The organism is Microbulbifer sp., from assembly GCF_051659245.1.
Classification (GTDB): Bacteria; Pseudomonadota; Gammaproteobacteria; order Pseudomonadales; family Cellvibrionaceae; genus Microbulbifer.
Genome location: NZ_JBOFOC010000148.1, coordinates 1 through 24,252 on the forward strand (window position 1 = coordinate 1; position 24,252 = coordinate 24,252).

Genomic DNA, 24,252 nt, shown 5'->3' on the forward strand with positions numbered 1-24,252 from the left:
GATCGTTAATCTTTAGGCCGATCGCGGCCATGGGCCGCTCCTACAAAAAAGGCCGGACTCGGTTCCGATAGCGGGCCTTCGGCCCGCAAGCGGAGCTGGAGCTCCGCGCTCCCGGGGGAGATAGTATCATCGACCCAGCCGCTCCAACACTCCGGCCACCTGCTGCAGCCGTCGGTCGGCCCCGTCCTCGTCCAGGGTGAAACTGAGCTGGTTGGCGCCCTGGAGCTGGTAGCGGCCGGGTTCGGTCTGCACCATCTTGACCAGGGTGAGCGGGTCCACCTGCGTGTTGTCCGCGAACTCGATGCGCCCGCGTGCCGCGGAAGCCTCCAGCTTGCGGATGCCCATATTGTTGGCCTGCAGCTTGATCTCGGTGGTGCGGAACAGGTGCTTGACCGGCTCCGGCAGCAGGCCGAAGCGGTCGATCATCTCCACCTGCAGTTCCCGGAGTTCCCGGGGGTCGGCCGCGTTGGCGATGCGTTTGTACATCATCAGCCGGCCGTGCACGTCCGGCAGGTAGTCCTCGGGGATCAGAGCCGGTACCCGCAGGTTCACTTCCACCGCCGGGGATTCCAGCGGTTCGTCGATGTTCGGCGTGCGGCCCTCGCGGATCGCCTTTACCGCGCGGTCGAGCATTTCCATATAGAGGTTGAAGCCCACGCTCTGGATCTGTCCGCTCTGTTCCTCTCCCAGCAATTCGCCGGCGCCGCGGATCTCCAGGTCGTGGGTGGCCAGGGTAAAGCCGGCGCCCAGGTCCTGGGCTTCGCTGATGGCCTCCAGGCGTTTGACCGCATCCGCGGTCATCGCCCGCTTGTTCGGCGTGAGCAGGTAGGCGTAGGCCTGGTGGTGGGAGCGGCCCACGCGGCCGCGCAACTGGTGCAGCTGGGCCAGGCCGAACTTGTCGGCGCGCTCGATCAGGATGGTATTGGCGTTGGGTACGTCGATGCCTGTTTCGATAATGGTGGTGCACACAAGCAGGTTGAAACGTTTGTGGTAGAAGTCCCCCATCACCTGTTCCAGCTCGCGCTCACGCATCTGTCCGTGGCCGATACCGATACGCGCTTCGGGAATCAGTTCCTCCAGTTCGCGGGCAATGCGCTCAATGCTCTTCACTTCGTTGTGCAGGAAATAAACCTGGCCGCCGCGCAGGATTTCCCGCAGGACCGCTTCTTTTATCAGTGCGTCGTCCCGTTCGCGCACAAAGGTCTTGACCGAGAGCCGTCGCGCCGGCGGGGTGGCGATCACCGACAGGTCGCGAATGCCCGCCATGGCCATATTCAATGTGCGCGGAATCGGTGTGGCGGTGAGGGTGAGGATGTCCACCTCGGCGCGCAGGCTTTTCAGCCGCTCCTTCTGGCGCACGCCGAAGCGATGCTCCTCGTCGATCAGCAGCAGGCCCAGGTTCTTGAAGTCCAGGTCGCTCTGCAACAGTTTGTGGGTGCCGATCAGAATATCCACTTTGCCGCTGGCAACCTTGTCTTTGACGTTGTCGATCTCCTTGCGGTCGCGAAAACGCGAAATCACCTCGATCTGCACCGGCCAGTCGGCGAAGCGGTCCTGGAACGACTGATAATGCTGCTGGGCGAGCAGGGTGGTGGGCACCAGCATGGCCACCTGCTTGCCCGCGTGGGCGGCGACAAATGCCGCGCGCATGGCCACCTCGGTCTTGCCGAAACCCACATCGCCGCATACGAGCCTGTCCATAGGCTTTTCCGACAGCATATCCGCCACCACCGCCTCGATGGTCTGCTGCTGGTCCGGGGTCTCCTCAAAGGGAAAGCCGGCGGCGAACTCGCGGTAGGCGAGACCGGGATCGGCGAAGGCATGGCCCCTGCGCGCTTCCCGGCGGGCGTAGATATCCAGAAGTTCGGCGGCGGCGTCGCGCACTTTCTCCGCGGCCCTGCGCTTGGCCTTCTGCCACTGTTCGCTGCCCAGCCTGTGCTGCGGCGCCAGGGCCTCGTCGGCGCCGGAGTAGCGGCTGATCAGGTGCAGGTTGGCCACGGGAACATAGAGCTTTGCCTGGTCCGCATATTCCAGGGTGAGGAATTCCGCGGGCTGGCCGTCGATTTCCAGATGTTGCAGGCCCCGGTAGCGGCCCACGCCGTGATCGATATGTACCACCGGCGCGCCGATGCGCAGCTCCGCCAGGTTTTTCACCACGTTTTCGGCATCGTCCTTGGCCTTCTTGCGGCGGCGCTGCTGCAAAACCCGCTCGCCGAACAGCTGTGGTTCGGCGATCACGCTGATCGCAGGTGTGTTCAGCACCAACCCCTGGTCCAGCGGCGCCACGGTGATTCCGAAATTTTCTCCGCTGTCGAGAAACTCGCTCCAGCTTTTGAATTGGGCGGGCTGCAGGCGGATGCCGTTCAGCAATTCCAACAACGCTTCGCGCCGGCCGTCGCTCTCCGCACAGAAAAGCACCCTGCCCGAATATTCCATCAGGTGGCTTTCCAGTGCCGCCAGTGGTTGTTCCGATTTTCCATCCACCGGTAGTTTCGGGGGAATTTCCGCGGCGAAATTGTGGTTGCCCTGGGCCTGCGGCAATGTCTCTTCGGAAAAGATTGCCCGGGGCATGGACTTGAGCGCAGCGTTGAACTCGGCCACTTCCAGCAGGATTTGGCGGGGTTTCAGGATCGGGCGGCTCAGGTCGCCGCAGCGACTCTGGTAGCGGTTGTCCACCTCCCGCCAGAAATTTTCCACCGCCGGTTGAATATCCCCCTGCAGAAAAGCGATGCTGCTTTGCGGCAGGTAATCGAATAAGCCGACGCATTTACCCGGGAAGAACAGCGGCAGGTAGTACTCGATGCCCGAGGGTGCGATGCCGGCGCTGATGTCCTGGTAAATGGATACCAGGCTGGGATCGCCGTCGAACTCGCCGTGCCAGTTTTGCAGGAACTCCGCCAGCGCCGCTTTGTGCATGGGAAACTCCCGCGCGGGCAGCAGGTGGATCTTCTCCACCTTGTCGACGGTGCGCTGGGTCTCCGGATCAAAGGTGCGCAGGGATTCGATCTCGTCGTCGAACAGATCGATGCGGTAGGGCAGGCGGCTGCCCATGGGGTAGATATCCATCAGCGCACCGCGCACGGCGAATTCGCCGTGCTCGTAGACCGTGTCCACGCAATGGTAGCCGGCCTGCTCCAGCAGGCGGCGTTGGGTATCGATGGCGAACTGCTGGCCCTCGCGCAGCAGCAACGCGTTGCCGGCCACATATTCTGGCGGCGGCAGCCGGTGCATCAGTGTGCTCACCGGGGCTATCACAATACCGCGCCCCATGCGCGGCAGGCGGTAGAGGGTGGCCAGGCGGTCGGAGATGATGTCCTGATGCGGGGAGAAGGTGTCGTAGGGCAGTATTTCCCAGTCCGGGAACTGGGCAATCTCCAGTTCGCCACCCCGCGCATTTTTGTTAAAAAATTTCAGCTGCGCTTCCAGCCGGTGCGCTTCCAGGCTGTCGCGGGCCACCAGCAGGGTGGGCGCGGGGTTGTTTCGCGCGGCGTTGAGAATGGCCAGCGCGGCGGCTCCGCCGTGCAGCCGCCCCCAGAACTGGCGGTCGTTGGAGGAGCGAAACCCGGGAGGGGACAAGGGATCTGCTAGGGTCATGAAGGATTTATCAACAGCTGAACAGTGAAAAAGGGAGGCTATTGTACCGGGGAAAGTGCCCCCTTGCAGGGGGCGCCGGATTCCCGGATTCCCGCCGTGAATTTCGGTAGTAAAACTACAGATTTCGGGCGATTTTTTGTTCGGTTGCGCCCCCTGGGGTGTATGCTGATAATGCGCAGCCACGCGGTCTCCAGCCCGTCTGGCAGCCGCGGTTTCCCCGCCTACAAAACACATGCAGAGGTGTCTGACAGTGACCCAGAAGCGACCCAAGCCCGCGGACTTTTTCAAGGACTGGAAAGAGCGCGAAGCGCTGGCCGAATCCATGATCCCGATGATTGGCAAGCTCAACCGCGAGCGCAACGTCGGTATGTATATGTACGGCCGCAACCTGGTCAACCGCTCGGTGTTGAGCATCATGAAGGCGCACCGCTTTGTGCGGCAGGTGGAGGAAAACGAACTCTCGGAGTGGGAGACCTTCCCGGTGCTGGAGGCCATCTGCAAACTGGACCTGGGTCCGGTACATATCGACCTGGGCACCCTGACCAACAAATACATGCTCGACGACCGCGGCCTGTCCGTGGACGAGTTCGTTCGCGGGGAACTGGCGGATGCCGAGGGCGCCGGCAAGCCGCTGCCCCAGGCCCAGGATGTGGTGATCTACGGTTTCGGCCGCATCGGCCGCCTGGTCACGCGCCTGCTGATCGAGAAGGCCGGCAGTGGCGACGTGTTGCGCCTTCGCGCCATCGTGCTGCGCAAGGGCAACGCGGACAACGACCTGGTCAAGCGCGCCTCGTTGCTGCGCCGCGACTCGGTGCACGGCGCCTTCAAGGGCACCATCCGCGTGGACGAGGAAACCAGCTCGCTGATCTGCAACGGCAACGAGATCAAGATCATCTACGCCAACTCCCCGCAGGAGGTGGACTACACCCAGTACGGCATCCGCGATGCCATCGTCGTCGACAGCACCGGCGTATGGCGCGACGAAGCCGGACTCAGCCAGCACCTGGAGAGCAGGGGGGCGGCCAAGGTGCTGCTCACCGCGCCGGGCAAGGGCGATATCAAGAACATCGTCTACGGCATCAATAACGGCGATATCCAGCCGAAGGACCGTATCCTTTCCGCGGCCTCCTGCACCACCAATGCCATTGTGCCGGTGCTCAAGGCGATGATGGACGGCTTCGGCGTGGAGCACGGTCACGTGGAGACGGTGCACGCCTACACCAACGACCAGAACCTGATCGACAACTACCACAAAGGTGAGCGCCGCGGCCGCGCCGCCGCGCTGAACATGGTGCTCACCGAGACCGGCGCAGCCAAGGCGGTGGCCAAGGCGCTGCCGGAACTGAAGGGCAGGCTGACCGGCAACGCTATCCGCGTGCCCACGCCCAATGTGTCCATGGCCATCCTCAACCTGCGCCTGGGCCGGGAGACCAACAAGGAAGAATTGAACGACTATATCCGCGAGGTGGCCCTGCACTCTCCGCTGCGCCAGCAGATCGATTACACCAACTCGCCGGAGGTGGTCTCCTGCGATTTCGTCGGTTCCCGCCGCGCCTGCGTGTTCGATTCCATAGCCACCATCGTCGACGGCGACAACGCGGTGCTCTACTGCTGGTACGACAACGAGTTCGGCTACAGCTGCCAGGTGGTGCGCTGCCTGGAGGATATGGCCGGGGTCAGGTACAAGGTGTTTCCCGAGCGGGATTAGTGGGAGGAGTGCGGAATGATGACAAATTTGTCGGGAACAAATTTGGACGCCGGAGGCGCCTGACAAGGCGAGGGCCATGGATGGCCCGAGTCAATACGCGACCGGGCACCTGTGCGGCAGCGGGATCTTGCCCGCGATCGGGCATTGATCGCGGGCATGGCCCGCTCCTACAACACTGAATCGGCTCGCGTATTCCGCATTCCGCATTTCCCTTATCTCCCTGTTTTTCCAGCAAAAATTCCCTCTCAATAGCCCAATTAGGCCACCCCCGCTCTGGTAAACCCCCAGGCCCATCTATATAATGCGCGCGATTTTGGCGGGGCCGCCGTGCGCCGAGAAGTTCTCTCCTCACCCGACCCGGGGTCCAAACGGTATAAGCCCTCGCAGCATAAGAATTCCTACAAATTTTTAAACTAGAAACTTAGGCATAGGCGTATGAGAAAGATCCGTCGGGGATTGGATTTACCCATATCCGGCGCGCCCGAGCAGGTCATTCACGATGGTCCTGCGCTCAAAACCGTCGCTGTGCTCGGTCCCGATTACCACGGGATGAAACCGACTATGGCGGTGGCGGAGGGGGATAGCGTCAAACTCGGACAGCTGCTGTTTACCGATAAGAAGACCGAGGGCGTGCGCTACACCGCGCCGGCCGCGGGGCGTGTCAAAGCCATTGAGCGCGGTGCCCGCCGCGTGTTGCAATCGGTGGTGATCGAGGTCGATGGCGATGAAGCGGAGCAGTTTGCCAGCTACAGCACCGATCAACTCGCCACCCTGAGCGCCGAGCAGGTGCGGCAGAACCTGGTGGAGTCCGGACTGTGGACTGCGCTGCGCACCCGCCCCTTCAGCAAGGTGCCGGCCCTGGATGCCGAGCCCGAGGCCATTTTTATCAACGCCATGGACACAAATCCGCTGGCCGCGGACCCGGTAGTGGTGATCGCCGAGCAGCGCGACGCCTTCACCCGGGGGGTGAAAGTCCTGTCCCGGCTGGCAGACACCACCTATGTGTGTACCGCGCCGGACGCGGATATCCCGGTACCCGAGGCGGCCAATATCCGCCGCGAAACCTTCTCCGGCCCGCATCCCGCGGGCCTTTCCGGTACTCATATCCACTTTTTGAAGCCGGTCAAACCCGGCCGCAGCGTGTTTGCGGTCAACTACCAGGACGTGATTGCGGTTGGCGAGCTGTTCGCCACCGGCCGGCTGTATACCGACCGTGTCGTCGCCCTGGGCGGCCCGCGGGTTAAGGATCCCCGCCTGCTGCGCACCCGCCTGGGCGCCTGCCTGGACGAACTGACCGTCGGCGAGATCGAGGGGGACGACAACCGCATCGTCTCCGGTTCCGTATTTGGCGGCCGCACCGCCAAGGGCCCCCTCGGCTACCTGGGCCGCTACCACAACCAGGTGACCGTGTTGCAGGAGGGCCGCGAACGCCCGTTACTGCACTATATGCGGGCCGGCACCAAGCGTTATTCGATACTGCCCATCTACTTCTCCCGCTTGTTCAAAAACCGGAAATTCTCCTTCACCACCAGCACCAACGGTTCCGAACGCGCACTGATGCCCATCGGCACCTACGAGCGTGTGGTGCCCCTGGATATCCTGCCGACCCAGCTGCTGCGCGCGCTGATCGTCGGCGATACCCATGCCGCCCAGCAGCTGGGCGCGCTGGAGCTGGACGAAGAAGACCTGGCACTGTGCACCTTCGTGTGCCCGGGCAAGTACGAATACGGCCCCATTTTGCGGGACAACCTGACCCGTATTGAAAAGGAGGGTTAAGGATGTTGCGCAAATTTCTCGATTCCATCGAGCCGCAGTTCCACAAGGGCGGCAGATTTGAAAAGTGGTATGCCCTCTACGAGGCGGTGGACACCGGCCTGTTCCAGCCGGCGGACACCACCAAGACCACCGCCCATGTGCGCGACGGTATCGATCTCAAGCGGATCATGATCACCGTCTGGGCCTGTGCCATGATCCCCATGTTCTACGGCATGTGGAACCTGGGCTTCCAGGCCAACACCATTATCGAAGGCATGGCCAATCCGGAGCTTTCCGGCTGGCGCCACGCGATCATCGGTGCTCTGGCCGGCTACAACCCCGACAGTCTGTGGGACAACCTGGTGTACGGGGCCATGTACTTCCTGCCCATCTACGCCGTGACCTTTATCGTCGGCGGTATCTGGGAAGTACTCTTTGCCGCGGTGCGCGGCCACGAGGTGAACGAGGGTTTCTTCGTTACCTCCATCCTGTTCGCGCTGGCCTGTCCCCCGGACCTGCCGTTGTGGATGGTGGCAATGGGTATCAGCTTCGGCGTGGTGATCGGCAAGGAAGTGTTCGGCGGTACCGGCAAGAACTTCCTCAACCCCGCGCTGACCGGCCGCGCCTTCCTGTTCTTCGCCTACCCGGCGTCCATGTCCGGCGATGCGGTGTGGACCGCGGTGGACGGCTACACCGGCGCCACCGCGCTGTCTTCGATGGCCAGTGAGGGCATTCAAGGTGGCCTGGTGGGTACCGGCGGTCTGGCCGGGGGCCAGTTGACCTGGCTGGACGCCTTCTTCGGCAGCATGCAGGGCTCCATCGGCGAGACCTCGACCCTGGCGATCCTGATCGCCGGCGCCGTCCTGTTGTTCATGAAGATCGCCAGCTGGCGTATCGTCGCTGGCACCCTGCTGGGCATGATGGCCACCGCGACCCTGTTCAACTTTATCGGCTCCGACACCAACCCGATGTTCAACGTACCCTGGTACTGGCACCTGGTGGTGGGCGGTTTCGCCTTCGGCCTGATCTTTATGACCACCGACCCGGTATCCGCCGCCATGACGGATGCCGGCCGCTGGTGGTACGGCATCCTGATCGGGGTGATGTGCGTACTGATCCGTGTGGTGAATCCGGCCTTCCCGGAGGGCATGATGCTGGCGATCCTGTTCGCCAATCTGTTCGCGCCGCTGTTTGACCACTTTGTGGTGCAGTCCCATATCAAACGGAGGTTGGCACGTGGCTAATAAAGATTCTGTTAAAGGCACCCTGACGGTTGCCCTGGTGATGTGCCTGGTGTGTTCGGTGGTGGTTTCCACCGCTGCGGTACTGTTGAAGCCGGCCCAGCAGGCCAATGCGGCGCTGGACATGAAGCGCAACGTGCTGATGGCCGGTGGCCTGCTTCGGGACTCCCACGCCAGCGCGGCGGAAGTCGAAAAGACTTTCGAAAACGTGAGTATCAGGTACGTGGACCTGAGAACCGGCAAGTTCACCGATGAAGCGCCCGAGGGCGGCAGCGGCCGCGCCGCGTCCAAGATTCCGGCGGCCAGCGAAAAACTGCCGCCCGAGGAGGACAGGGCCAAGATTATCCGCCGGGAAAACATCAAAGAGGTGTACCTGGTGGAGCGGGACGGCGAACTGCAGAGGATCATCCTGCCGGTGCGCGGCTACGGTCTCTGGGGCACTCTCTTCGGCTTTCTCGCCCTGGAGAGCGACCTCAAGACGGTTGCGGGCCTGGGTTTCTATGAACACAAGGAAACCCCCGGGTTGGGCGGCGAGGTGGACAACCCCAACTGGAAGGCCCAGTGGGTCGGCAAGGTCGTCTACGACGATGAGGGCGGGGTGGATCTCGACGTGATCAAGGGCAGCGTCAATCCCAACAGCCCCCAAGCCGAGCACCAGGTGGACGGCCTGTCCGGCGCCACCCTGACAAGCAACGGTGTGGAGAACCTGGTCAACTTCTGGCTGGGCGGCGAGGGCTTCGGTCCCTTCCTGAAAAATCTCAAGGCGGGGGAGGCATAAGCGATGAAAAAGACAGAAATACTGTTCGAGCCGATTTTCAACAACAACCCCATTGCGCTGCAGATCCTCGGCATCTGCTCCGCGCTGGCGGTGACCAGCTCGCTGCAGGTCACCCTGGTCATGTGCATGGCACTGACCAGTGTAGTGGCCTTTTCCAACATGGCGGTGTCCCTGATCCGCAGCCAGATCCCCAACAGCATCCGCATCATCGTGCAGATGACCGTGATCGCGTCGCTGGTAATCCTGGTGGACCAGGTGATCAAGGCGGTGGCCTACGACATCTCCAAGCAGTTGTCGGTATTCGTCGGCCTGATCATCACCAACTGTATCGTGATGGGCCGCGCGGAAGCCTTCGCGATGAAAAACCCCCCACTGCCGAGCTTCCTCGACGGCGTCGGCAACGGCCTGGGCTACAGCGTCATCCTGATAGGCCTCGCCATCGTCCGCGAGTTGTTCGGGTCGGGCAAGCTGTTCGGCGTGAGTATCATGCAGTCGGTGAACGAGGGTGGCTGGTACGTGCCTAACGGCCTGCTGCTGCTGCCCCCCAGCGCCTTCTTCCTGATCGGCCTGTTTATCTGGGCGCTGCGCACCTGGAAACCCAAGCAGGTGGAAGAGGATGAGTTCAAGATCGCGCCCAACTCTCAACCCGTACAGCCGCAACCTCTACAGTCGCAAGCGCAGGAGGCCTGATTCGTGGAACATTTTATTTCGCTGATTATTCGCGCCGTTTTCGTCGAAAACATGGCGCTGGCCTTCTTCCTCGGTATGTGTACTTTCCTGGCGGTGTCCAAGAAGATCGAGGCGGCCGTGGGCCTGGGCGTGGCGGTGATCGTGGTGCTGACTCTGACCGTGCCGGTCAACAACCTGATCTACGCCTACCTGCTCAAGGATGGTGCGCTGGCCTGGGCCGGTTACCCGGATGTGGACCTGAGCTTCCTCGGCCTGCTGTCCTATATCGGTGTAATCGCCGCGCTGGTGCAGATCCTGGAGATGTTCCTGGATAAATATGTACCGGCACTCTACAACGCCCTGGGGGTATTCCTGCCGTTGATCACCGTGAATTGCGCCATTCTGGGTGCGTCCCTGTTCATGGTGGAGCGGGAATACAACTTCGGCGAGAGTGTGGCCTACGGCTTCGGCGCCGGCCTCGGCTGGGCCCTGGCGATTACCGCACTGGCCGGTATCCGCGAGCGCATGAAATACAGTGACGTGCCCGACGGCCTCAAGGGCCTGGGCATCACCTTCGTCACCGTGGGGCTGATGTCGCTGGGCTTTATGTCTTTCGGCGGCATTGATATCTAAGCGGGGGAGCGCAATAGAATGAATATTGAAATTATCCTCGGCGTAGCCATGTTTACCGTCATCGTGCTGGCACTGGTGGCGGTGATCCTCGCCGCCCGCTCGCGCCTGGTGAACACCGGCAACGTCAACATCCTGGTCAACGGTGAGAAAACCCTCACCGTGCCCGCCGGCGGTAAGCTGCTGCAGACCCTGGCGGCCAATAACCTGTTCCTGGCCTCCGCCTGCGGCGGCGGTGGCAGCTGCGCCCAGTGCGTGTGTAAAGTGACTTCCGGCGGCGGCGATATGCTGCCCACCGAGGCCGCCCACTTCACCCCGCGGGACGCGAAGGAGGGCAAGCGCCTGTCCTGCCAGGTGGCGGTCAAGCAGGATATGGAAATCGAGGTGCCGGAAGAGGTGTTCGGTGTGAAGCAGTGGGAATGCACTGTGGAATCCAACCCCAATGTGGCCACCTTCATCAAAGAGTTGACCCTGAAGCTGCCGGAAGGCGAGAACGTCGATTTCCGTGCGGGTGGTTACGTGCAGCTGGAAGCGCCACCCCACCACGTGAAATTCTCCGATTTCGATATCGAGAAAGAGTACCGCGGGGACTGGGAGCACTTCGGCTTCTTCAACCTGGAGTCCAAGGTCACCGAACCGGTGGTGCGGGCCTATTCCATGGCCAACTACCCGGAAGAGAAGGGTGTGGTGAAGTTCAATATCCGCATCGCCACCCCGCCGCCGCGCACCGAGGGTGTGCCGCCGGGACAGATGTCCTCCTACGTATTCAGCCTCAAGCCCGGTGACAAGATCCGTGTATACGGCCCCTTCGGCGAGTTCTTCGCCAAGGAAACCGACGCTGAGATGGTGTTTATCGGCGGCGGCGCCGGCATGGCACCGATGCGCTCGCACATCTTCGACCAGCTCAAGCGCCTCAACAGTAAGCGCAGGATCAGCTTCTGGTACGGTGCCCGCTCCCTGCGCGAGATGTTCTACGAGGACGACTACAACGGCCTGCAGGAGGAGTTCGACAACTTCCAGTGGCACGTGGCCCTGTCCGACCCGCAACCGGAAGACAACTGGAGCGGCTTTACCGGCTTCATCCACAACGTGGTCTACGAGAATTACCTCAAGGATCACCCGGCGCCGGAGGACTGCGAGTACTACATGTGCGGGCCGCCCATGATGAACGCCGCAGTGATCAATATGCTCAAGGAGCTGGGCGTCGAGGACGACAATATCCTGCTCGATGACTTCGGGGGGTAATTAAATTGCTGACGCAATTTAATTATAAAAATGCAAAAACAGGGTCTCTTTTAACGGCCCTGTTTTTGCTTTGTATATCCGCTTTTTTTTCCGGCTGCAGTCCGGCGCAGAAGAGCTGGCAGCTCTCTGGCCGCACCATGGGCACCAGCTACCACGTCACCGTGGTGGGCGTACCTCCGCGGGTGAACAGGGCACAATTGCAAGCACTTATTGACGGCGCGCTAAGCGCCGTCAACCAGGAGATGTCCACCTATATCGAGGATTCGGAACTGATGCGCCTCAACCGCGGGCCGGTGGGCGAGGCGGTGCCGGTCAGCGAACACCTGGCGCAGGTGGTGGAGCTGTCCCTGGATATCCACCGCCGCAGCGGGGGCGCCTTCGAGGTAACCGTCGGGCCGCTGGTGAACCTCTGGGGTTTCGGTCCGCAGCCGGAACCGGAGCAGGTGCCGGGCAGAGCGGCGATCGAAGAGCTGCTGCAGCGGGTGGGTTCCGACGCGCTGAAAGTCGAGCGCGAGCCGAACCGCATCACCCGCAGCCGCGAAGTGGAGATCGACCTGTCGGCAATTGCCAAGGGCCACGGTGTGGACAGGGTGGCGCAACTGCTGGAAGAGCAGGGCATTCGCAATTACCTGGTGGAGATCGGCGGCGAGCTGCGAACCCTGGGCAAAAACCCCAAGGGCGCGGACTGGCGCATCGGTGTCGAGAGGCCGGACCCCGCCGGCCGCTCAGTGCAACAACCGATAGCGGTCAGCGGAAAATCCGTGGCCACCAGTGGAGATTACCGCAACTACTACGAGCGCGATGGCAAACGCTACGCCCACAGCATAGATCCGCGCACCGGTTATCCGCTGGAGCACCGGTTGGCGTCGGTCACCGTGGTCGCCGATACCTGCGCCGAGGCCGACGGCCTGGCCACCGCGCTGAATGTACTCGGCACCGAAGCCGCGCTGGAACTGGCGGAGCGGGAGAAGCTTGCAGTCTTCCTGCTGGTCAAAACCGACAGCGGTTTCGAAGAGCGCTACAGCAGTACCTTCAGCCCGTATTTGGATTAAAGAACCTGAAGAGGTCTGAGCAGTGACAGTTTTCATTTTTGCATTTATTGCCATGGCGCTGATCGTCACCGGCATGGCCGTGGGCGCTATCGTTCAGAACAAGCCCCTGAAAGGTTCCTGCGGCGGGCTCAATGCCCTGGGCCTGAAAGAGGGCTGCGAGATCTGTGGAGGCGACGACGATGCCTGTAAAAAGGAACAGGAGCGCCAGCAGCGCCTGGGTGAGGCCCCGGACCTGGCCTACGACGCCACTAGATAGTTTCCTTGTAGGATCGGCCCATGGCCGCGATCTGGTTTCAATACGGGCACCGTATCCCGATCGCGGCCATGGGCGGATGGCCGCCCCGCCGCTCCTACAGGGGTATCAATTGAATAACAACAGAAGTTGCAGATGGCACAGCAGAAATTTGACCTGGTAGTAATAGGCTCCGGCCCCGCCGGCGAAGCCGCGGCCATGAGTGCGGCGAAAAAGGGCATGCGCGTTGCGGTTGTCGAGAAGCGCCCGCTGGTGGGGGGCAATTGCACCCACAAGGGGACCATCCCTTCAAAGGCCCTGCGCCACTCGGTCAAACAGCTGATGCGCTATAACACCCAGAGTGTGTTCCGCGCCCTGGGAGAGCCGCGCCGGCTGACTTTTCCCGAGGTGATGAAGACCGTCAACAAGGTCATCTCCATGCAGGTGGAGATGCACACCAGTTTCTACGCGCGCAACAAGGTCGACCTGGTCATCGGCGAAGCGAAGTTTATCGACGCTCACAAGCTGCGCGTGCAACTGCCGGATGGCGCCGTGGAAATTCTTACCTCGGATAAATTCGTGATTTCCACCGGCTCACGTCCCTACCGCCCGGAGGACGTGGACTTCGATCACCCGAGGGTCTACGACAGCGACACTATCCTGGATATGCAGCACACTCCCCAGGCCATCATTATTTACGGCGCCGGGGTGATCGGCTGCGAATACGCTTCGATTTTTGCCGGCCTCGGTATCAAGGTGGACCTGATCAACACCCGCAGCCACCTGCTGGAATTCCTCGACGACGAAATTTCCGATGCGCTCAGTTACCACCTGCGCTATATGGGCGTCACCGTGCGTCACCGGGAGGAGTACGCAAAAGTGATTCCCAGTGACAGCGGTGTGATTATGGAAATGCAGTCCGGCAAACGTATTCACGGCGACGCATTGCTCTGGTGCAACGGCCGCTCCGGCAATACGGAAACCCTGGGCCTGGACAGTATCGGCCTCAAGGCCAATCACCGCGGCCAATTGAGTGTGGACGACCACTATTGCACCGAGGTGGAAAACATCTACGCAGTGGGCGATGTGATCGGCTGGCCCAGCCTGGCCAGTGCCTCCTACGACCAGGGTCGCGCCGTCGCAGCAGCCATCGCCGGCCGCGGCCACCGGGTGGTCGAGGATGCGCCCACCGGCATCTATACCCTACCGGAAATTTCCTCCGTGGGTAAAACCGAATCCGAACTCACCGCCGCAAAGGTGCCCTACGAAGTGGGCCGCGCCCTGTTCAAGCACACCGCGCGGGCGCAGATCTCCGGAGAGCGGGTGGGGATGCTGAAAATCCTCTTCCATATCGACACCCACGAGATTCTCGGTATCCACTGCTTCGGCGCCGAGGCGGCGGAGATCATCCATATCGGCCAGGCGATCATGAAACAGCCCGCGCCGAACAACACCATCGACTTCTTCGTCAACACCACCTTCAACTACCCGACCATGGCCGAGGCCTACCGCAGCGCTGCGCTGGACGGGCTCAACCGGGTAATGCGCCTGTGAGCGAACCCTCAGCCGAATTCTATTCAGCCATACAGCATTTCTTATGTTTCTTGCCGCTACCGCAAGGGCAGGGCTCATTGCGGCCGACTTTCTCACTTCGCGCCGGGGCGGAGGGCGAGTCGGAAAAAAGGTCGTGCTGCAGCGAAAATTCGTCGTCCTCCCACTCCTCATCCTCCCATTCTTCCCCCTCCAGTCCTTCGGTGACTTCTTCTCGTGCCGTCATTTCCTCGGCCACCAAGCCCAGGGTGTGCCCGGCCACCGCCGGCAGTATGGGTAATTCCACCACCGGCCGGCCGGCGTCTACCGCCTGCGCCAGCAGGGCGAAATCCTGCCACTGGGGGCCGCGCTTGTTGAGGTTGCTCCGGGCCCAGATGGCCATCAGGACGAAGCGGTCGCGCCATTTGGGCCTGTGGGGTTCGAGTATTTCTTCCAGTATCTGGTACTCGGGCTGCGGCTCTTCTGCGAGGAGAAAATCTTCCGCGCGCTCGATTGTGGCGGTGTCGTTTTCGAACCAGTGCAGCAGGTGGGCGTGCTTTTCAAACCAGGTGGCGCAGCGCCTGAACGCCTTGTCGGGATTCCAGCCCTGCAACTCCGGTTCGGCTCCGCGCAGCCAGCCTTCGATATCCAGCGGTTGCGGTTGCCACAGGTCGCCGCCCAGGGCTTCCAGCCAATCCAGCAGCTCCGGTTCCGGCATTTCGCCGCTCTGTACATTGAGTGCCAGGAAGTGCGGCAGCTATTGTTGCAGGAATTCGGGGTTCACCGGCAGGCAGGGCGGCAACTGGCGCTGGATCTCCCTGACGCCGGCGTCCGCCTCGCGCGCTTTTTCAGGCGCGGTGACTGCCAGCAGTCGAGGATACCTGTGTGCTCTTTGAGGATGGCGCCGGACAGCTGGTGGCGGCCGGTTTTCTCTCGGCACATGATCACCGCGGTGGCTCCGGCGCCGTCGGGCGCGCTGACCCAGATGCGAACACTGCCGTGGGAAGCAGTTGCCGCGGGCAGATTGTGTTTGCGCTGCTGGTGCACCACCGCATCCAGCCGCTTCGCCTGCTCCGGCGGCAGCCAGTTGCGCAGCATCACCAGGCGGTTGAGCTGCCGCGCTTCGATGGGTTTCCGCAGCTGGCGCAGCTGCTCCAGCAGCCGCCCGCGCGCCAGCGCCCTGGGGTGCAGCAGGCAGAGCAGCAGGCCCTCGAGCAGATTACCGTTGTCCATGTGGAGCAGGCCCGCGTAAAGCGTATCGAGCTTGTCCGCCGGCAGGTACTGGAGCTGTGTCTTGAGAATGCCGAAGATGTCCGCCGGCGACATGTCCGGTTGGTCGAAAGCTTCCCGCAGCGCCTGTTCCGGTGCCGTGTCGGGCTTCAGAGCATTTTCTGTTTCACCGGCATAGATCTTCTCGTGCCAGGCCGCGGCCTTTTCGATAAGTGCCTCGGGCACGGGGAAGCTCTGGGTGGCGAGGCCGTCCAGCAGCGCGTGGCAGATCACGGGTTTGTCGCCCGCGTCCAGGGCCTCGCCGAGTAGTTCCTGCAAAAGCTGCCAGAATTCAGCTGCTTCTTCGTCGCCTCTGCGGAGTTCGATGCGCAACTGGTGCAGGGCCCGATCGACCAGGTTGGCGAAGGCATCCAACTGTGGGGAATCCTCGGCATCCGGGGATCCGGCCCAATCCATCAGCAGGGTGAGCAATATGGGGTAGGGCGGCAGCATCTCGTCCAGTTCCTGGACGGTGTCCAGGTCAAATTCCCGCTGGAGGATCTCGTCCGCAGCGTCGAGAAAATGCTGGATGGGATGGGCTTTGGGCACGACTGCTCCTGGCGCTGATTGATGGCTAAAGACGGGGATTTTTATGCGGGCGGCGTGTAATCGCAAGTCGCACGCTGTCGAGTTCCCTCTTGTAATCCGGGGTGCCGGAGGGTCGAGCAGGCTGTTGTCAGGTCATTCTCTATGTGTTCCGGAGATGACAGCGGCAGGAAAAGCGGATGCCGGAAAGGTTTGATCGTTTTTTGACCATCTCGGGGTGCTTAGGACGGTTGGAGTTGTTATTGATACGTATTTGACGGTTAAAAAACGCTGTCTATACTCCCTATAGCCCGGCTCAGGGAAGGGAATCCGGGGAAGGGAATCCGGGGAAGGGAATCCAGGGAAGGGAATCCAGGGAAGGGAATCCAGGGAAGGGAATCCAGGGAAGGGAATCCAGGGAAGGGAATTCACCATGCAGGTTTGTCGCAGCCAGTGGCCGCTCCCACAATTTCTTTCCTTTTCAATTGCCTTAAAATCCCGCACAAAGCAATAAACCAAAAGGGTAACTACTCTCCCCTCTCCCGCTTGCCGGGGAGAGGCCGGGGGAGGGGGCGCTGACCGGCTCCCCCCCCCTCTCCCTAACCCTCTCCCCCAAAGGGGGAGAGGGGACTGTCGGGGTGAGTAGTTACCCAAAAGGAAAGAAAATGAGAAAAGGCGCACTGGTAGCCGGACTGCTTTTACTTTTTTCCGGCAGCTCGCTCACTGCAGCGGAAAACCGGCTGGAAACCGTCACAGTCACCGGCACCCGCTACGAACAGCCGTTGCGCGATCACGCCGGCAGCCTCTCCCTGCTGAGTGATTCCTCGCTCGAATTGGTCTCCCACACCCATATCCAGCAGAGCCTGGTAAGAATACCCGGGGCGGATTTCGCCCGCGGCAACGGCCAGGAATATCTGCCCTCCCTGCGTTCGCCGGTGTTGAGCGGCGCCGGCGCCTGCGGCGGATTGCTCACCGCGGAGGACGGCATTCCGCTGCGCGCCGCCGGTTTCTGCAATATCAATGAGCTCTTCGAATCCGGCAGCGAAATCGCACAACGTATCGAGGTGGTCCGTGGGCCCGCGGGCACCCTGTACGGTTCCAACGCCATGCACGGCGTGATCAATGTGATTGGTCCGCGGGTGGAAGAGAACAGAGGGTTCTCGATCGGACTGGAAGGCGGGCCCCACGACTACGTGCGCACAAGTATTTCCGCCAACAGCGGTCGGTCCGGCAGTCACGCCCTGCGCGCGGACCTGTCCTTGGCCGGCGACGGCGGCTATCGGGACGCGTCCGGCTTCGACCAGCAGAAACTCCGCCTGGCACATCGCCACGATGGCGACAACCTGTCTGTCACCACGCGGCTGGCCGCTACCAACCTTAACCAGGAGACCGCCGGCTATGTCGAAGGCGAGGGTGTCTACCGCAACGGACGGCTGAGCCGAACCAATCCCAACCCGGAGGCCTTTCGCGATGCCCGCGCCCTGCGGCTGTCCTCGCAGGTGGAAATGGACCTGGAAGAGGGCGCCCGACTCAGCCTGACCCCCTACCTGCGCAAAACCGAAATGGAATTCCTGCAACACTACCTGCCCGGCCAGCCGCTGGAGGAAAACGGCCAGCGCAGCGCCGGAATTCGCGCAAGCTACCGCACCGATCCCCGCGCGCCCTGGCAGTTGATTGCGGGGCTGGATGCGGAATACACCCATGCCTTCCTACTCGAACGCCAGGACATCCCCACCCAGGGTTCGGACTTTCTGCGGGAAACCATTCCCGTGGGCAAGCACTACGACTATCGGGTGGATGCGCTGATGGCCGCACCCTTTGTGCTGGCGAACTGGCAGGTGAACAATTCCCTGGCGTTAAACGCCGGCCTGCGCTACGAGGTGATGGTTTACGACTACGACAACCACATGCTGGCCGGACGCACCGCGGAAGACGGCACTCCCTGTGATTTTGGCGGCTGCCGTTTCAGCCGGCCGGAAGACCGCGAGGACCGCTTTGAAAACTGGTCGCCGAAAATCGGCGGCATCTACCAATTGGCTGAAAACCGCCAGCTCTTTTTCAACCTGGCCCACGGCTTTCGAGCGCCCCAGGCCACCGAACTTTACCGCCTGCAGCGGCGGCAGACAGTGGCGGAACTGGACCCGGAGAAAATTGCCAGCGTGGAAATCGGCCTGCGCGGCGAAGGGGAAAAGCTCGGCTACGAACTGGTGGCCTACGCCATGCGCAAGGACAACGTCATCTTCCGCGATGCGGACTTTTTCAACCAGTCCAACGGCGAGACAAAACACCGGGGCGTGGAACTGGCCCTCGACTACGCCCTGGCCGAAGACTGGCAACTGGCAATCTCCGCCAGCTACGCCGAACACCGCTACCGGGACGACCGCCTGCTGGACGGGATATCGATAGAGAATAATTTAATGGACTCGGCCCCGCGCCACTTCGGTAGCTCGCGCCTGCTCTGGCAGCCCACGGCGCAGCTGCACGCGGAACTGGAATGGCTGCATCGGGGAAGCTACTACACCGACCCGCAAAACCTGCACCGCTATCCCGGCCATGACCTGCTCAACCTGCGCACCCGGTTTCAGCTGGACGAGCGCTGGGCGCTTTCCGCACGACTGATCAATCTCACCGACGAAGCCTACGCGGAGCGGGCGGACTACAGCAGTTTTTCCGGCGACCGCTATTTTCCCGGCGAGCCGCGGGCCCTCTATCTCGAAATTCAAGCAGACCTCTTGTAGGGCCGCTCCCGGCCGGACCGCTGGGACCATGTCGGAGCTGGTGCGAACTCCGGACCTTTTCGGTGCGCACGGCGCACCCTACGGACTGTAGGAACGGCGACCAACCTGGATGGCGGGGGACCGTCCAGCGGTCATGCAGGCAGCACCTGGAGCAGTTGTCTGCCACTGGAAAATCCAGACCCTAAGATAGGGAGATCAGACATGTTCCTTTCCACTATTCGGTGCCGCGCCCGAATCGCGTCGCTCGCTGCGGCCACAACACTCTGCGCCGGCGCGGCAACCGCACAAGAGATTCAGGAGGAGGTCGTCGTTATCGGCGTAACTCCAACCCAGGGCGCGGGACTGCCCGAAACGCAGATTCCCTACAACGTACAGTCCGCCCACGGCGACGACATCGAGCGCACCCAGAGCCTGAGCATCGCGGATTTCCTCAATCGCACCATGGAGAGCGTGTCGATCAACGACGCGCAAAACAATCCGCTGCAGCCCGACGTACAGTACCGCGGCTTCACCGCCTCGCCGCTGCTGGGGCTCGCACAGGGTATGGCGGTCTACCAGAACGGCGTGCGCATCAATGAACCCTTGGGCGACGCGGTCAATTGGGATCTCGTGCCGCAATCAGCAATCCACGGCATCAACCTGATCGGTGGCAGCAACCCCCTGTTCGGCCTCAATACCCTGGGCGGCGCCTTGTCTCTGGAAATGAAAAACGGCTTCGACAGCGAGGGACACAACCTTCAGCTTCAGGGCGGTTCCTTCGGGCGCAGGATCGTCACGGCTGAGTCCGGCGGCAACCGCGACGGCTGGGGTTATTATGCCAACGTCAGCTATTTCGACGAGGACGGGTGGCGCGACGCCTCGCCGACCGAGGCACTGAATCTCTACGGCAGCCTTGGCTGGCAGGACGACGACAGCTCCGTCAGTATCAATGCGCAATATGGGGACAGCGATTTGACCGGCAACGGGGCCGTTCCGGTCGAACTCCTTGCGCGGGACCGTTCGGCGATATTTACCGCGCCCGATATTACAAAGAATGAGATGACCATGGTCAGCCTGGATGCTGCGCATTCATTCACGGATAAAATCAATTTCACAGGCAATGTATTCTATCGCCGTAACAAGACACAATCGTTCAACGGTGATGCGTCCGAATTCGCAATCTGCGACGTCGGCGGCCGGGCTCTGCTGATCGAAGGCCTCGAAGATGACGACCTGGAGGAGCTCGGCCTCGACGACGATGACGTGTGCGACAACAGCTTCGCCAGTGTCGACGATATCGAGACTTTCCTGGACGACATGGCCCTGGCCGCGGGTGAGGATGCCGGATTCAATATTGAGGATCTCAGCGATGAACTGGCGGGCACGGGCATCCTCTCGGATCAGGCCATCAACAACCAGAGTGATCGCACGCAGGAAAGTTATGGCACGGATCTCCAGCTCGCGTTTACCCACGACCTGTTCGCGCGCAAGAACCAGTTTATCACCGGAATCGCCTGGTTCCATGGCGACTCGCGCTTCAAATCCGTGTTGGAACTCGCGAATCTGGACCCGGCCACGCGCAGCACCGAGGGACTGGGCACGGGCACCTTCGTGGAGGAGGGCGCTACGCATATCGACACGACCGGTGAGAGCTACAGCGCGTATTTCACCGATACGATCGCGCTGACCCCCAAGCTGGCGTTGACTGTATCGGGTAGATTCAACTCCACCGACGTCAAGCTGCGGGACCGCTCCGGCGAACGGCCCGAACTCAATGGCGACCATGTCTTCGAGCGATTCAACCCCGCTGTCGGGCTGACCTATTCACACAGTAACGAATTGAATATCTACGGCGGCTACAGCGAGTCCTCACGGGCGCCGACGCCGGTCGAACTGGCGTGCAACGAGCATGTCTACGAACTGGCCGTGGCGAACGCCATCGCGGACGGCGAAGACCCGGACGATGTCGAATTCGAGTGCCGGCTCCCGAACGCCTTCCTGGCCGATCCGCCCCTCGACCAGGTCGTCGCGAAGAGCTTCGAGGTCGGTGTGCGCGGCACCCTGCGTACCGCCCACTATCATTTCGGTTTCTTCCACACCGACAACCACGACGACATCCTCTTCCAGACCACCGGACGCGCCACGGGTCTGTTCGCCAACGTCGAGCGGACGCGGCGCGCGGGATTCGAAAGCGGGTTCAACGGCAACTGGGGCAGACTCGACTGGTATCTGGCTTACAGCTGGCTGCAGGCCACGTTCGAGGACAATTTCCAGGTGCTGAGCCCGAACCACCCGTTCGCCGACGGGGAGGGCACCATCCGTGTCCGTGCCGGCGACTACATTCCGGGCGTCCCCGATTATGAGTTCAAGCTCGGCGGCGATTACGCGGTTACCGAGGCGTTCAGCGTGGGCCTGGATATGATCTACAACTCGGACCAGTACCTGCGCGGCGACGAGTCCAATCAGCTCGACACACTCGACGGCTACTCGGTCGTGAACCTGCGCGGGCGCTATCGCTTCAACCGGCACTTCGAGCTGTACGCGACGATTAACAATCTGTTCGATACGGACTATGAAAACTTCGGCCTGCTGGGCGAGGACCCCAGTGAAGTCGAGGTGCCGGAGTTCGCGAATTTCTCGGTGCCGCACTTTGTCGGGCCGGGCGCACCGGTTTCGGCATTCGTCGGTATCAAAGTGAGCTTATGAGCCGTGGCCTGACCCGAATGGCACTAAGATGAGCTGGTTCTCCTTGTGGGATGGGCAAAGGAGCGCAGCGACGTGCCCATCTTCCGCGGCCTTGATGGGCACGCTTCGCTTTGCCCATCCTACAATAGTGGCCTGTGTTCTCAGGAGGCATCTAGTCGCTGTTGATGCGGATTTAACGGCCAAAAAGCACTATTTATACTTTCTATATTCATACTCCTTCCTATACTCCGCTATGTCTTCTGTTATCGAGGGCACCTCTAAAAATGTGAATTTGGCTTGTGCCGTAGGGTGCGCCGTGCGCACCGGCCTAAGGTTGGCGTGGGTCTCAGACCTTTTGGTGCGCAGGGCGCACCCTACGACCGCAATTTTCAGAGGTGCATGGATCACACCCAGGCCCGTCGCTTTCCGGGGTCTATCGGATGGCACGGTAAAAAAGCCCGGAAACCAACCGGTGCAATCATTCAATCAAAGTAACTACTCTCCCCTCTCCCGCTTGCGGGGGAGGGGCCGCTGACCGGCTCCCCCTCTCCCCAAAGGGGAGAGGGGGCTGTCGGGGAGAGTCGTTACCCATCAAAGAGGTCATTCACATGTGGACAAAACCGACGTTTGAAGATGTCCGTCTGGGCTTCGAAATCACCATGTATTTCATGGCCCGGTAGTGGTAGCGGAAGGTAATTCCGGAGCACCCGCCCGTGGGCATCGCTGAAAGGGGCTGTTTGCCGTGTTTGTTCACGTTCTGGGCGCCGCCGCCGGTGGCGGCGCCGGTGGCGGATTTCCGCAGTGGAATTGCAACTGTCCCCAGTGCCTGGGCGAGCGCCGCGCCGCCGACATGGGACACCTGCCCCAGTCTGGCGAGGGCGGCATGATCGAAGTGCTGCGCCCTCTGCAAAAAACCCACAAGGTCCTGATTCACATCAACAATACCAACCCGATTCTGGATGAAGGTTCCCGGGAACGCGCCATTTTGGAGCGGGAAGGCATTGAGGTGGCCTGGGACGGAATGGAGATCGAGTTGTGAGTACGGAATTGGATCGTTTCCTGCTGAATCCTCGCTACCGCCTGCAATGGGAGGAGGCCCAGGGCTGCCACATCCTGTTGTACCCGGAGGGGCTGGTGCGGTTGAGCGAGAGCGCGGCGGAAATTCTCAAGCGATGTCACTCCCCCACCACCCGCGCGGCACTGGTGGCGGATCTGCAGCGGAAATTTCCCGGGGCGGAAACACTGTCCGAAGATGTCGCTGAATTTCTTCAGCAGGCGCGACAGCGTGAATGGATCCAGCGTGCGGGGGATTGAGCCTGGCAGCGCGGACGCGCGCCACATACCGATGTGGCTGTTGGCGGAGCTGACTTACGCCTGCCCGCTGCAATGCCCCTACTGCTCCAATCCGCTGCAACTATCCACTTCGCGCAAGCGGGAATTGAGCACGCGGGAGTGGCTGCGGGTTTTTCGCGAGGGCCGCCGCCTCGGTGCCGTACAATTGGGCTTGTCCGGCGGAGAACCGCTAGTACGGCAGGATTTGGAAGAACTCATCCGCGAAGCCTCGGACATGGGATTTTACTGCAACCTGATCACTTCGGCGGTTGGACTGACCCGGGACAAGATCAGCGCTTTCAGGGAGGCCGGACTCAATCACATCCAGATCAGTTTCCAGGGCAGCGACCGGGAGAGCAACGCCCGGTTCGGCGGCAGCGACAGCTTCAACCACAAGCTCGCCATGACGGAGGAAGTGGTGCGGCAGGGCATCCCCTGCGGCCTGAATTTCGTCCTGCACCGCGGCAATATCCACCAGGTGGCAGACTTTCTGGTATTGGCGCAATCCCTGGGTGCCGAGTTTGTGGAACTGGCCAATACCCAGTATTACGCCTGGGCGCTGCACAACCGCGACGGGCTGCTGCCCACCCTGGAGCAGGTTCGGGCCGCTGAGGCGGCTACCGAGCATTTCCGGCAGCACCGGGAAACGGCCATGCGGGTGCTTTTCGTCGCGCCGGATTATTACGAGGGCCGCCCGAAAAAGTGTTGCAACGGTTGGGGCACCACCTTTCTCAGCATCAATCCTTACGGGGACGCGCTGCCCTGCCAGAGCGCCGGGGTGATACCCGGCCTGGACTTTCCCAATGTCCGGGAGATGAGCCTGCAGGATATCTGGCGTCATTCCGACGCATTTAACCACTTCCGGGGCACGGCCTGGATGAAGCAGCCCTGCGCCTCCTGCCCGGAGCGGGAACGGGACGCGGGGGGATGCCGCTGCCAGACCTACCTGTTGACCGGCGACCCCGCCAATGCGGACCCCGTCTGCGGACTGTCGCCGCATCACCATCTGATTGAACGAGCCGTGAGCCGGGCCGAGCGTTTCGCCGCGGAACAGGAACCACCCCAACGCCTGGTGTTCCGCAATCCCGCCAACGGCCGCAAGATCGCCTCGGCGAAGGAAATCAGCAAAGCATGAAACCTGCCTGGAGTCGGGAAGAGTTCGAACGGCGCCTGCGTGACAAGGAACGCTTTTACCACATTCATCATCCTTTTCACGTGGCCATGAACAGCGGGCGATGTACCCGCGAGCAGATACAAAGAGCGCAGCGATGTGCCCATCTTCCGTGGCCT

At 61.6% G+C, this 24,252-nt stretch carries 19 protein-coding genes; 16 read left to right on the forward strand and 3 right to left on the reverse strand.

Features of this window, described 5'->3' with window-relative positions; genetic code table 11:
* Window positions 1–126 precede the first annotated feature (126 nt).
* On the reverse strand, window positions 127–3,594 hold the full coding sequence (gene mfd / locus ACRC0P_RS14780; RefSeq protein ID WP_438632072.1) for a transcription-repair coupling factor: 3,468 nt from the start codon (window positions 3,592–3,594) through the stop codon (window positions 127–129).
* 232 nt (window positions 3,595–3,826) lie between these two features.
* Between mfd and ACRC0P_RS14785 the strand changes: the two genes are divergently transcribed.
* The 10 genes from ACRC0P_RS14785 to sthA all read left to right on the forward strand — a co-directional run bounded on the left by ACRC0P_RS14785 (window position 3,827) and on the right by sthA (window position 14,458).
* A complete protein-coding gene (locus tag ACRC0P_RS14785; protein WP_438632073.1) occupies window positions 3,827–5,302 on the forward strand; it encodes a glyceraldehyde-3-phosphate dehydrogenase in 1,476 nt (491 codons plus the stop codon).
* Between the two features lie 435 nt (window positions 5,303–5,737).
* A complete protein-coding gene (locus tag ACRC0P_RS14790; RefSeq protein ID WP_438632074.1) occupies window positions 5,738–7,078 on the forward strand; it encodes a Na(+)-translocating NADH-quinone reductase subunit A in 1,341 nt (446 codons plus the stop codon).
* Between the two features lie 2 nt (window positions 7,079–7,080).
* Window positions 7,081–8,301, forward strand: a complete 1,221-nt coding sequence (locus ACRC0P_RS14795; RefSeq protein WP_438632075.1) for an NADH:ubiquinone reductase (Na(+)-transporting) subunit B — start codon at window positions 7,081–7,083, stop codon at window positions 8,299–8,301.
* Entirely contained in the window at window positions 8,294–9,076 is a 783-nt protein-coding gene (locus ACRC0P_RS14800; RefSeq protein WP_438632076.1) for a Na(+)-translocating NADH-quinone reductase subunit C, read from the forward strand. Before ACRC0P_RS14795 ends, ACRC0P_RS14800 begins: the two co-directional genes overlap by 8 nt.
* 3 nt (window positions 9,077–9,079) lie before the next feature.
* Window positions 9,080–9,766 carry an NADH:ubiquinone reductase (Na(+)-transporting) subunit D gene (locus ACRC0P_RS14805; protein WP_438632077.1) on the forward strand — a complete coding sequence of 229 codons (687 nt, stop codon included), beginning with the start codon at window positions 9,080–9,082 and terminating at the stop codon, window positions 9,764–9,766.
* A gap of 3 nt (window positions 9,767–9,769) precedes the next feature.
* On the forward strand, window positions 9,770–10,378 hold the full coding sequence (gene nqrE, locus ACRC0P_RS14810; protein WP_438632078.1) for an NADH:ubiquinone reductase (Na(+)-transporting) subunit E: 609 nt from the start codon (window positions 9,770–9,772) through the stop codon (window positions 10,376–10,378).
* Window positions 10,379–10,396: 18 nt separating this feature from the next.
* Entirely contained in the window at window positions 10,397–11,620 is a 1,224-nt protein-coding gene (nqrF, locus tag ACRC0P_RS14815; protein WP_438632079.1) for an NADH:ubiquinone reductase (Na(+)-transporting) subunit F, read from the forward strand.
* Window positions 11,621–11,685: 65 nt separating this feature from the next.
* Window positions 11,686–12,672 (forward strand): FAD:protein FMN transferase, encoded by a 987-nt coding sequence (locus ACRC0P_RS14820; protein ID WP_438632080.1) that lies wholly within the window; start codon window positions 11,686–11,688, stop codon window positions 12,670–12,672.
* Between the two features lie 22 nt (window positions 12,673–12,694).
* Window positions 12,695–12,928 carry a (Na+)-NQR maturation NqrM gene (gene nqrM / locus ACRC0P_RS14825; RefSeq protein ID WP_438632081.1) on the forward strand — a complete coding sequence of 78 codons (234 nt, stop codon included), beginning with the start codon at window positions 12,695–12,697 and terminating at the stop codon, window positions 12,926–12,928.
* A 132-nt stretch (window positions 12,929–13,060) separates the two neighbouring features.
* Window positions 13,061–14,458: a Si-specific NAD(P)(+) transhydrogenase gene (gene sthA / locus ACRC0P_RS14830; protein ID WP_438632082.1), complete on the forward strand. Its 1,398-nt coding sequence runs from the start codon at window positions 13,061–13,063 to the stop codon at window positions 14,456–14,458.
* A gap of 19 nt (window positions 14,459–14,477) precedes the next feature.
* On the opposite strand, the gene ACRC0P_RS14835 is transcribed toward sthA, so the two are convergent.
* Complete coding sequence (locus ACRC0P_RS14835) at window positions 14,478–15,152, reverse strand: SEC-C metal-binding domain-containing protein (protein WP_438632083.1); 675 nt, start codon at window positions 15,150–15,152, stop codon at window positions 14,478–14,480.
* A gap of 62 nt (window positions 15,153–15,214) precedes the next feature.
* Window positions 15,215–16,252, reverse strand: coding sequence for a hypothetical protein (locus tag ACRC0P_RS14840; RefSeq protein ID WP_438632084.1), 1,038 nt, complete (start codon window positions 16,250–16,252; stop codon window positions 15,215–15,217).
* Between the two features lie 641 nt (window positions 16,253–16,893).
* Here ACRC0P_RS14840 and ACRC0P_RS14845 point away from each other — a divergent pair.
* The 6 genes from ACRC0P_RS14845 to pqqE all read left to right on the forward strand — a co-directional run bounded on the left by ACRC0P_RS14845 (window position 16,894) and on the right by pqqE (window position 24,097).
* Window positions 16,894–18,966: a TonB-dependent receptor gene (locus tag ACRC0P_RS14845; RefSeq protein ID WP_438632085.1), complete on the forward strand. Its 2,073-nt coding sequence runs from the start codon at window positions 16,894–16,896 to the stop codon at window positions 18,964–18,966.
* Between the two features lie 201 nt (window positions 18,967–19,167).
* Window positions 19,168–21,651 (forward strand): TonB-dependent receptor, encoded by a 2,484-nt coding sequence (locus ACRC0P_RS14850; RefSeq protein WP_438632086.1) that lies wholly within the window; start codon window positions 19,168–19,170, stop codon window positions 21,649–21,651.
* Window positions 21,652–22,238: 587 nt separating this feature from the next.
* The gene (gene pqqA, locus ACRC0P_RS14855) at window positions 22,239–22,310 is read left to right on the forward strand and encodes a pyrroloquinoline quinone precursor peptide PqqA (protein WP_438632101.1); all 72 of its coding nucleotides are present in this window, start codon (window positions 22,239–22,241) and stop codon (window positions 22,308–22,310) included.
* A gap of 62 nt (window positions 22,311–22,372) precedes the next feature.
* Window positions 22,373–22,669, forward strand: a complete 297-nt coding sequence (locus ACRC0P_RS14860; protein ID WP_438632087.1) for a hypothetical protein — start codon at window positions 22,373–22,375, stop codon at window positions 22,667–22,669.
* A complete protein-coding gene (gene pqqD / locus ACRC0P_RS14865) occupies window positions 22,666–22,944 on the forward strand; it encodes a pyrroloquinoline quinone biosynthesis peptide chaperone PqqD (RefSeq protein ID WP_438632088.1) in 279 nt (92 codons plus the stop codon). Before ACRC0P_RS14860 ends, pqqD begins: the two co-directional genes overlap by 4 nt.
* On the forward strand, window positions 22,916–24,097 hold the full coding sequence (gene pqqE / locus ACRC0P_RS14870; protein ID WP_438632089.1) for a pyrroloquinoline quinone biosynthesis protein PqqE: 1,182 nt from the start codon (window positions 22,916–22,918) through the stop codon (window positions 24,095–24,097). The genes pqqD and pqqE overlap by 29 nt, the downstream gene beginning before the upstream one ends.
* Window positions 24,098–24,252: the final 155 nt, after the last annotated feature.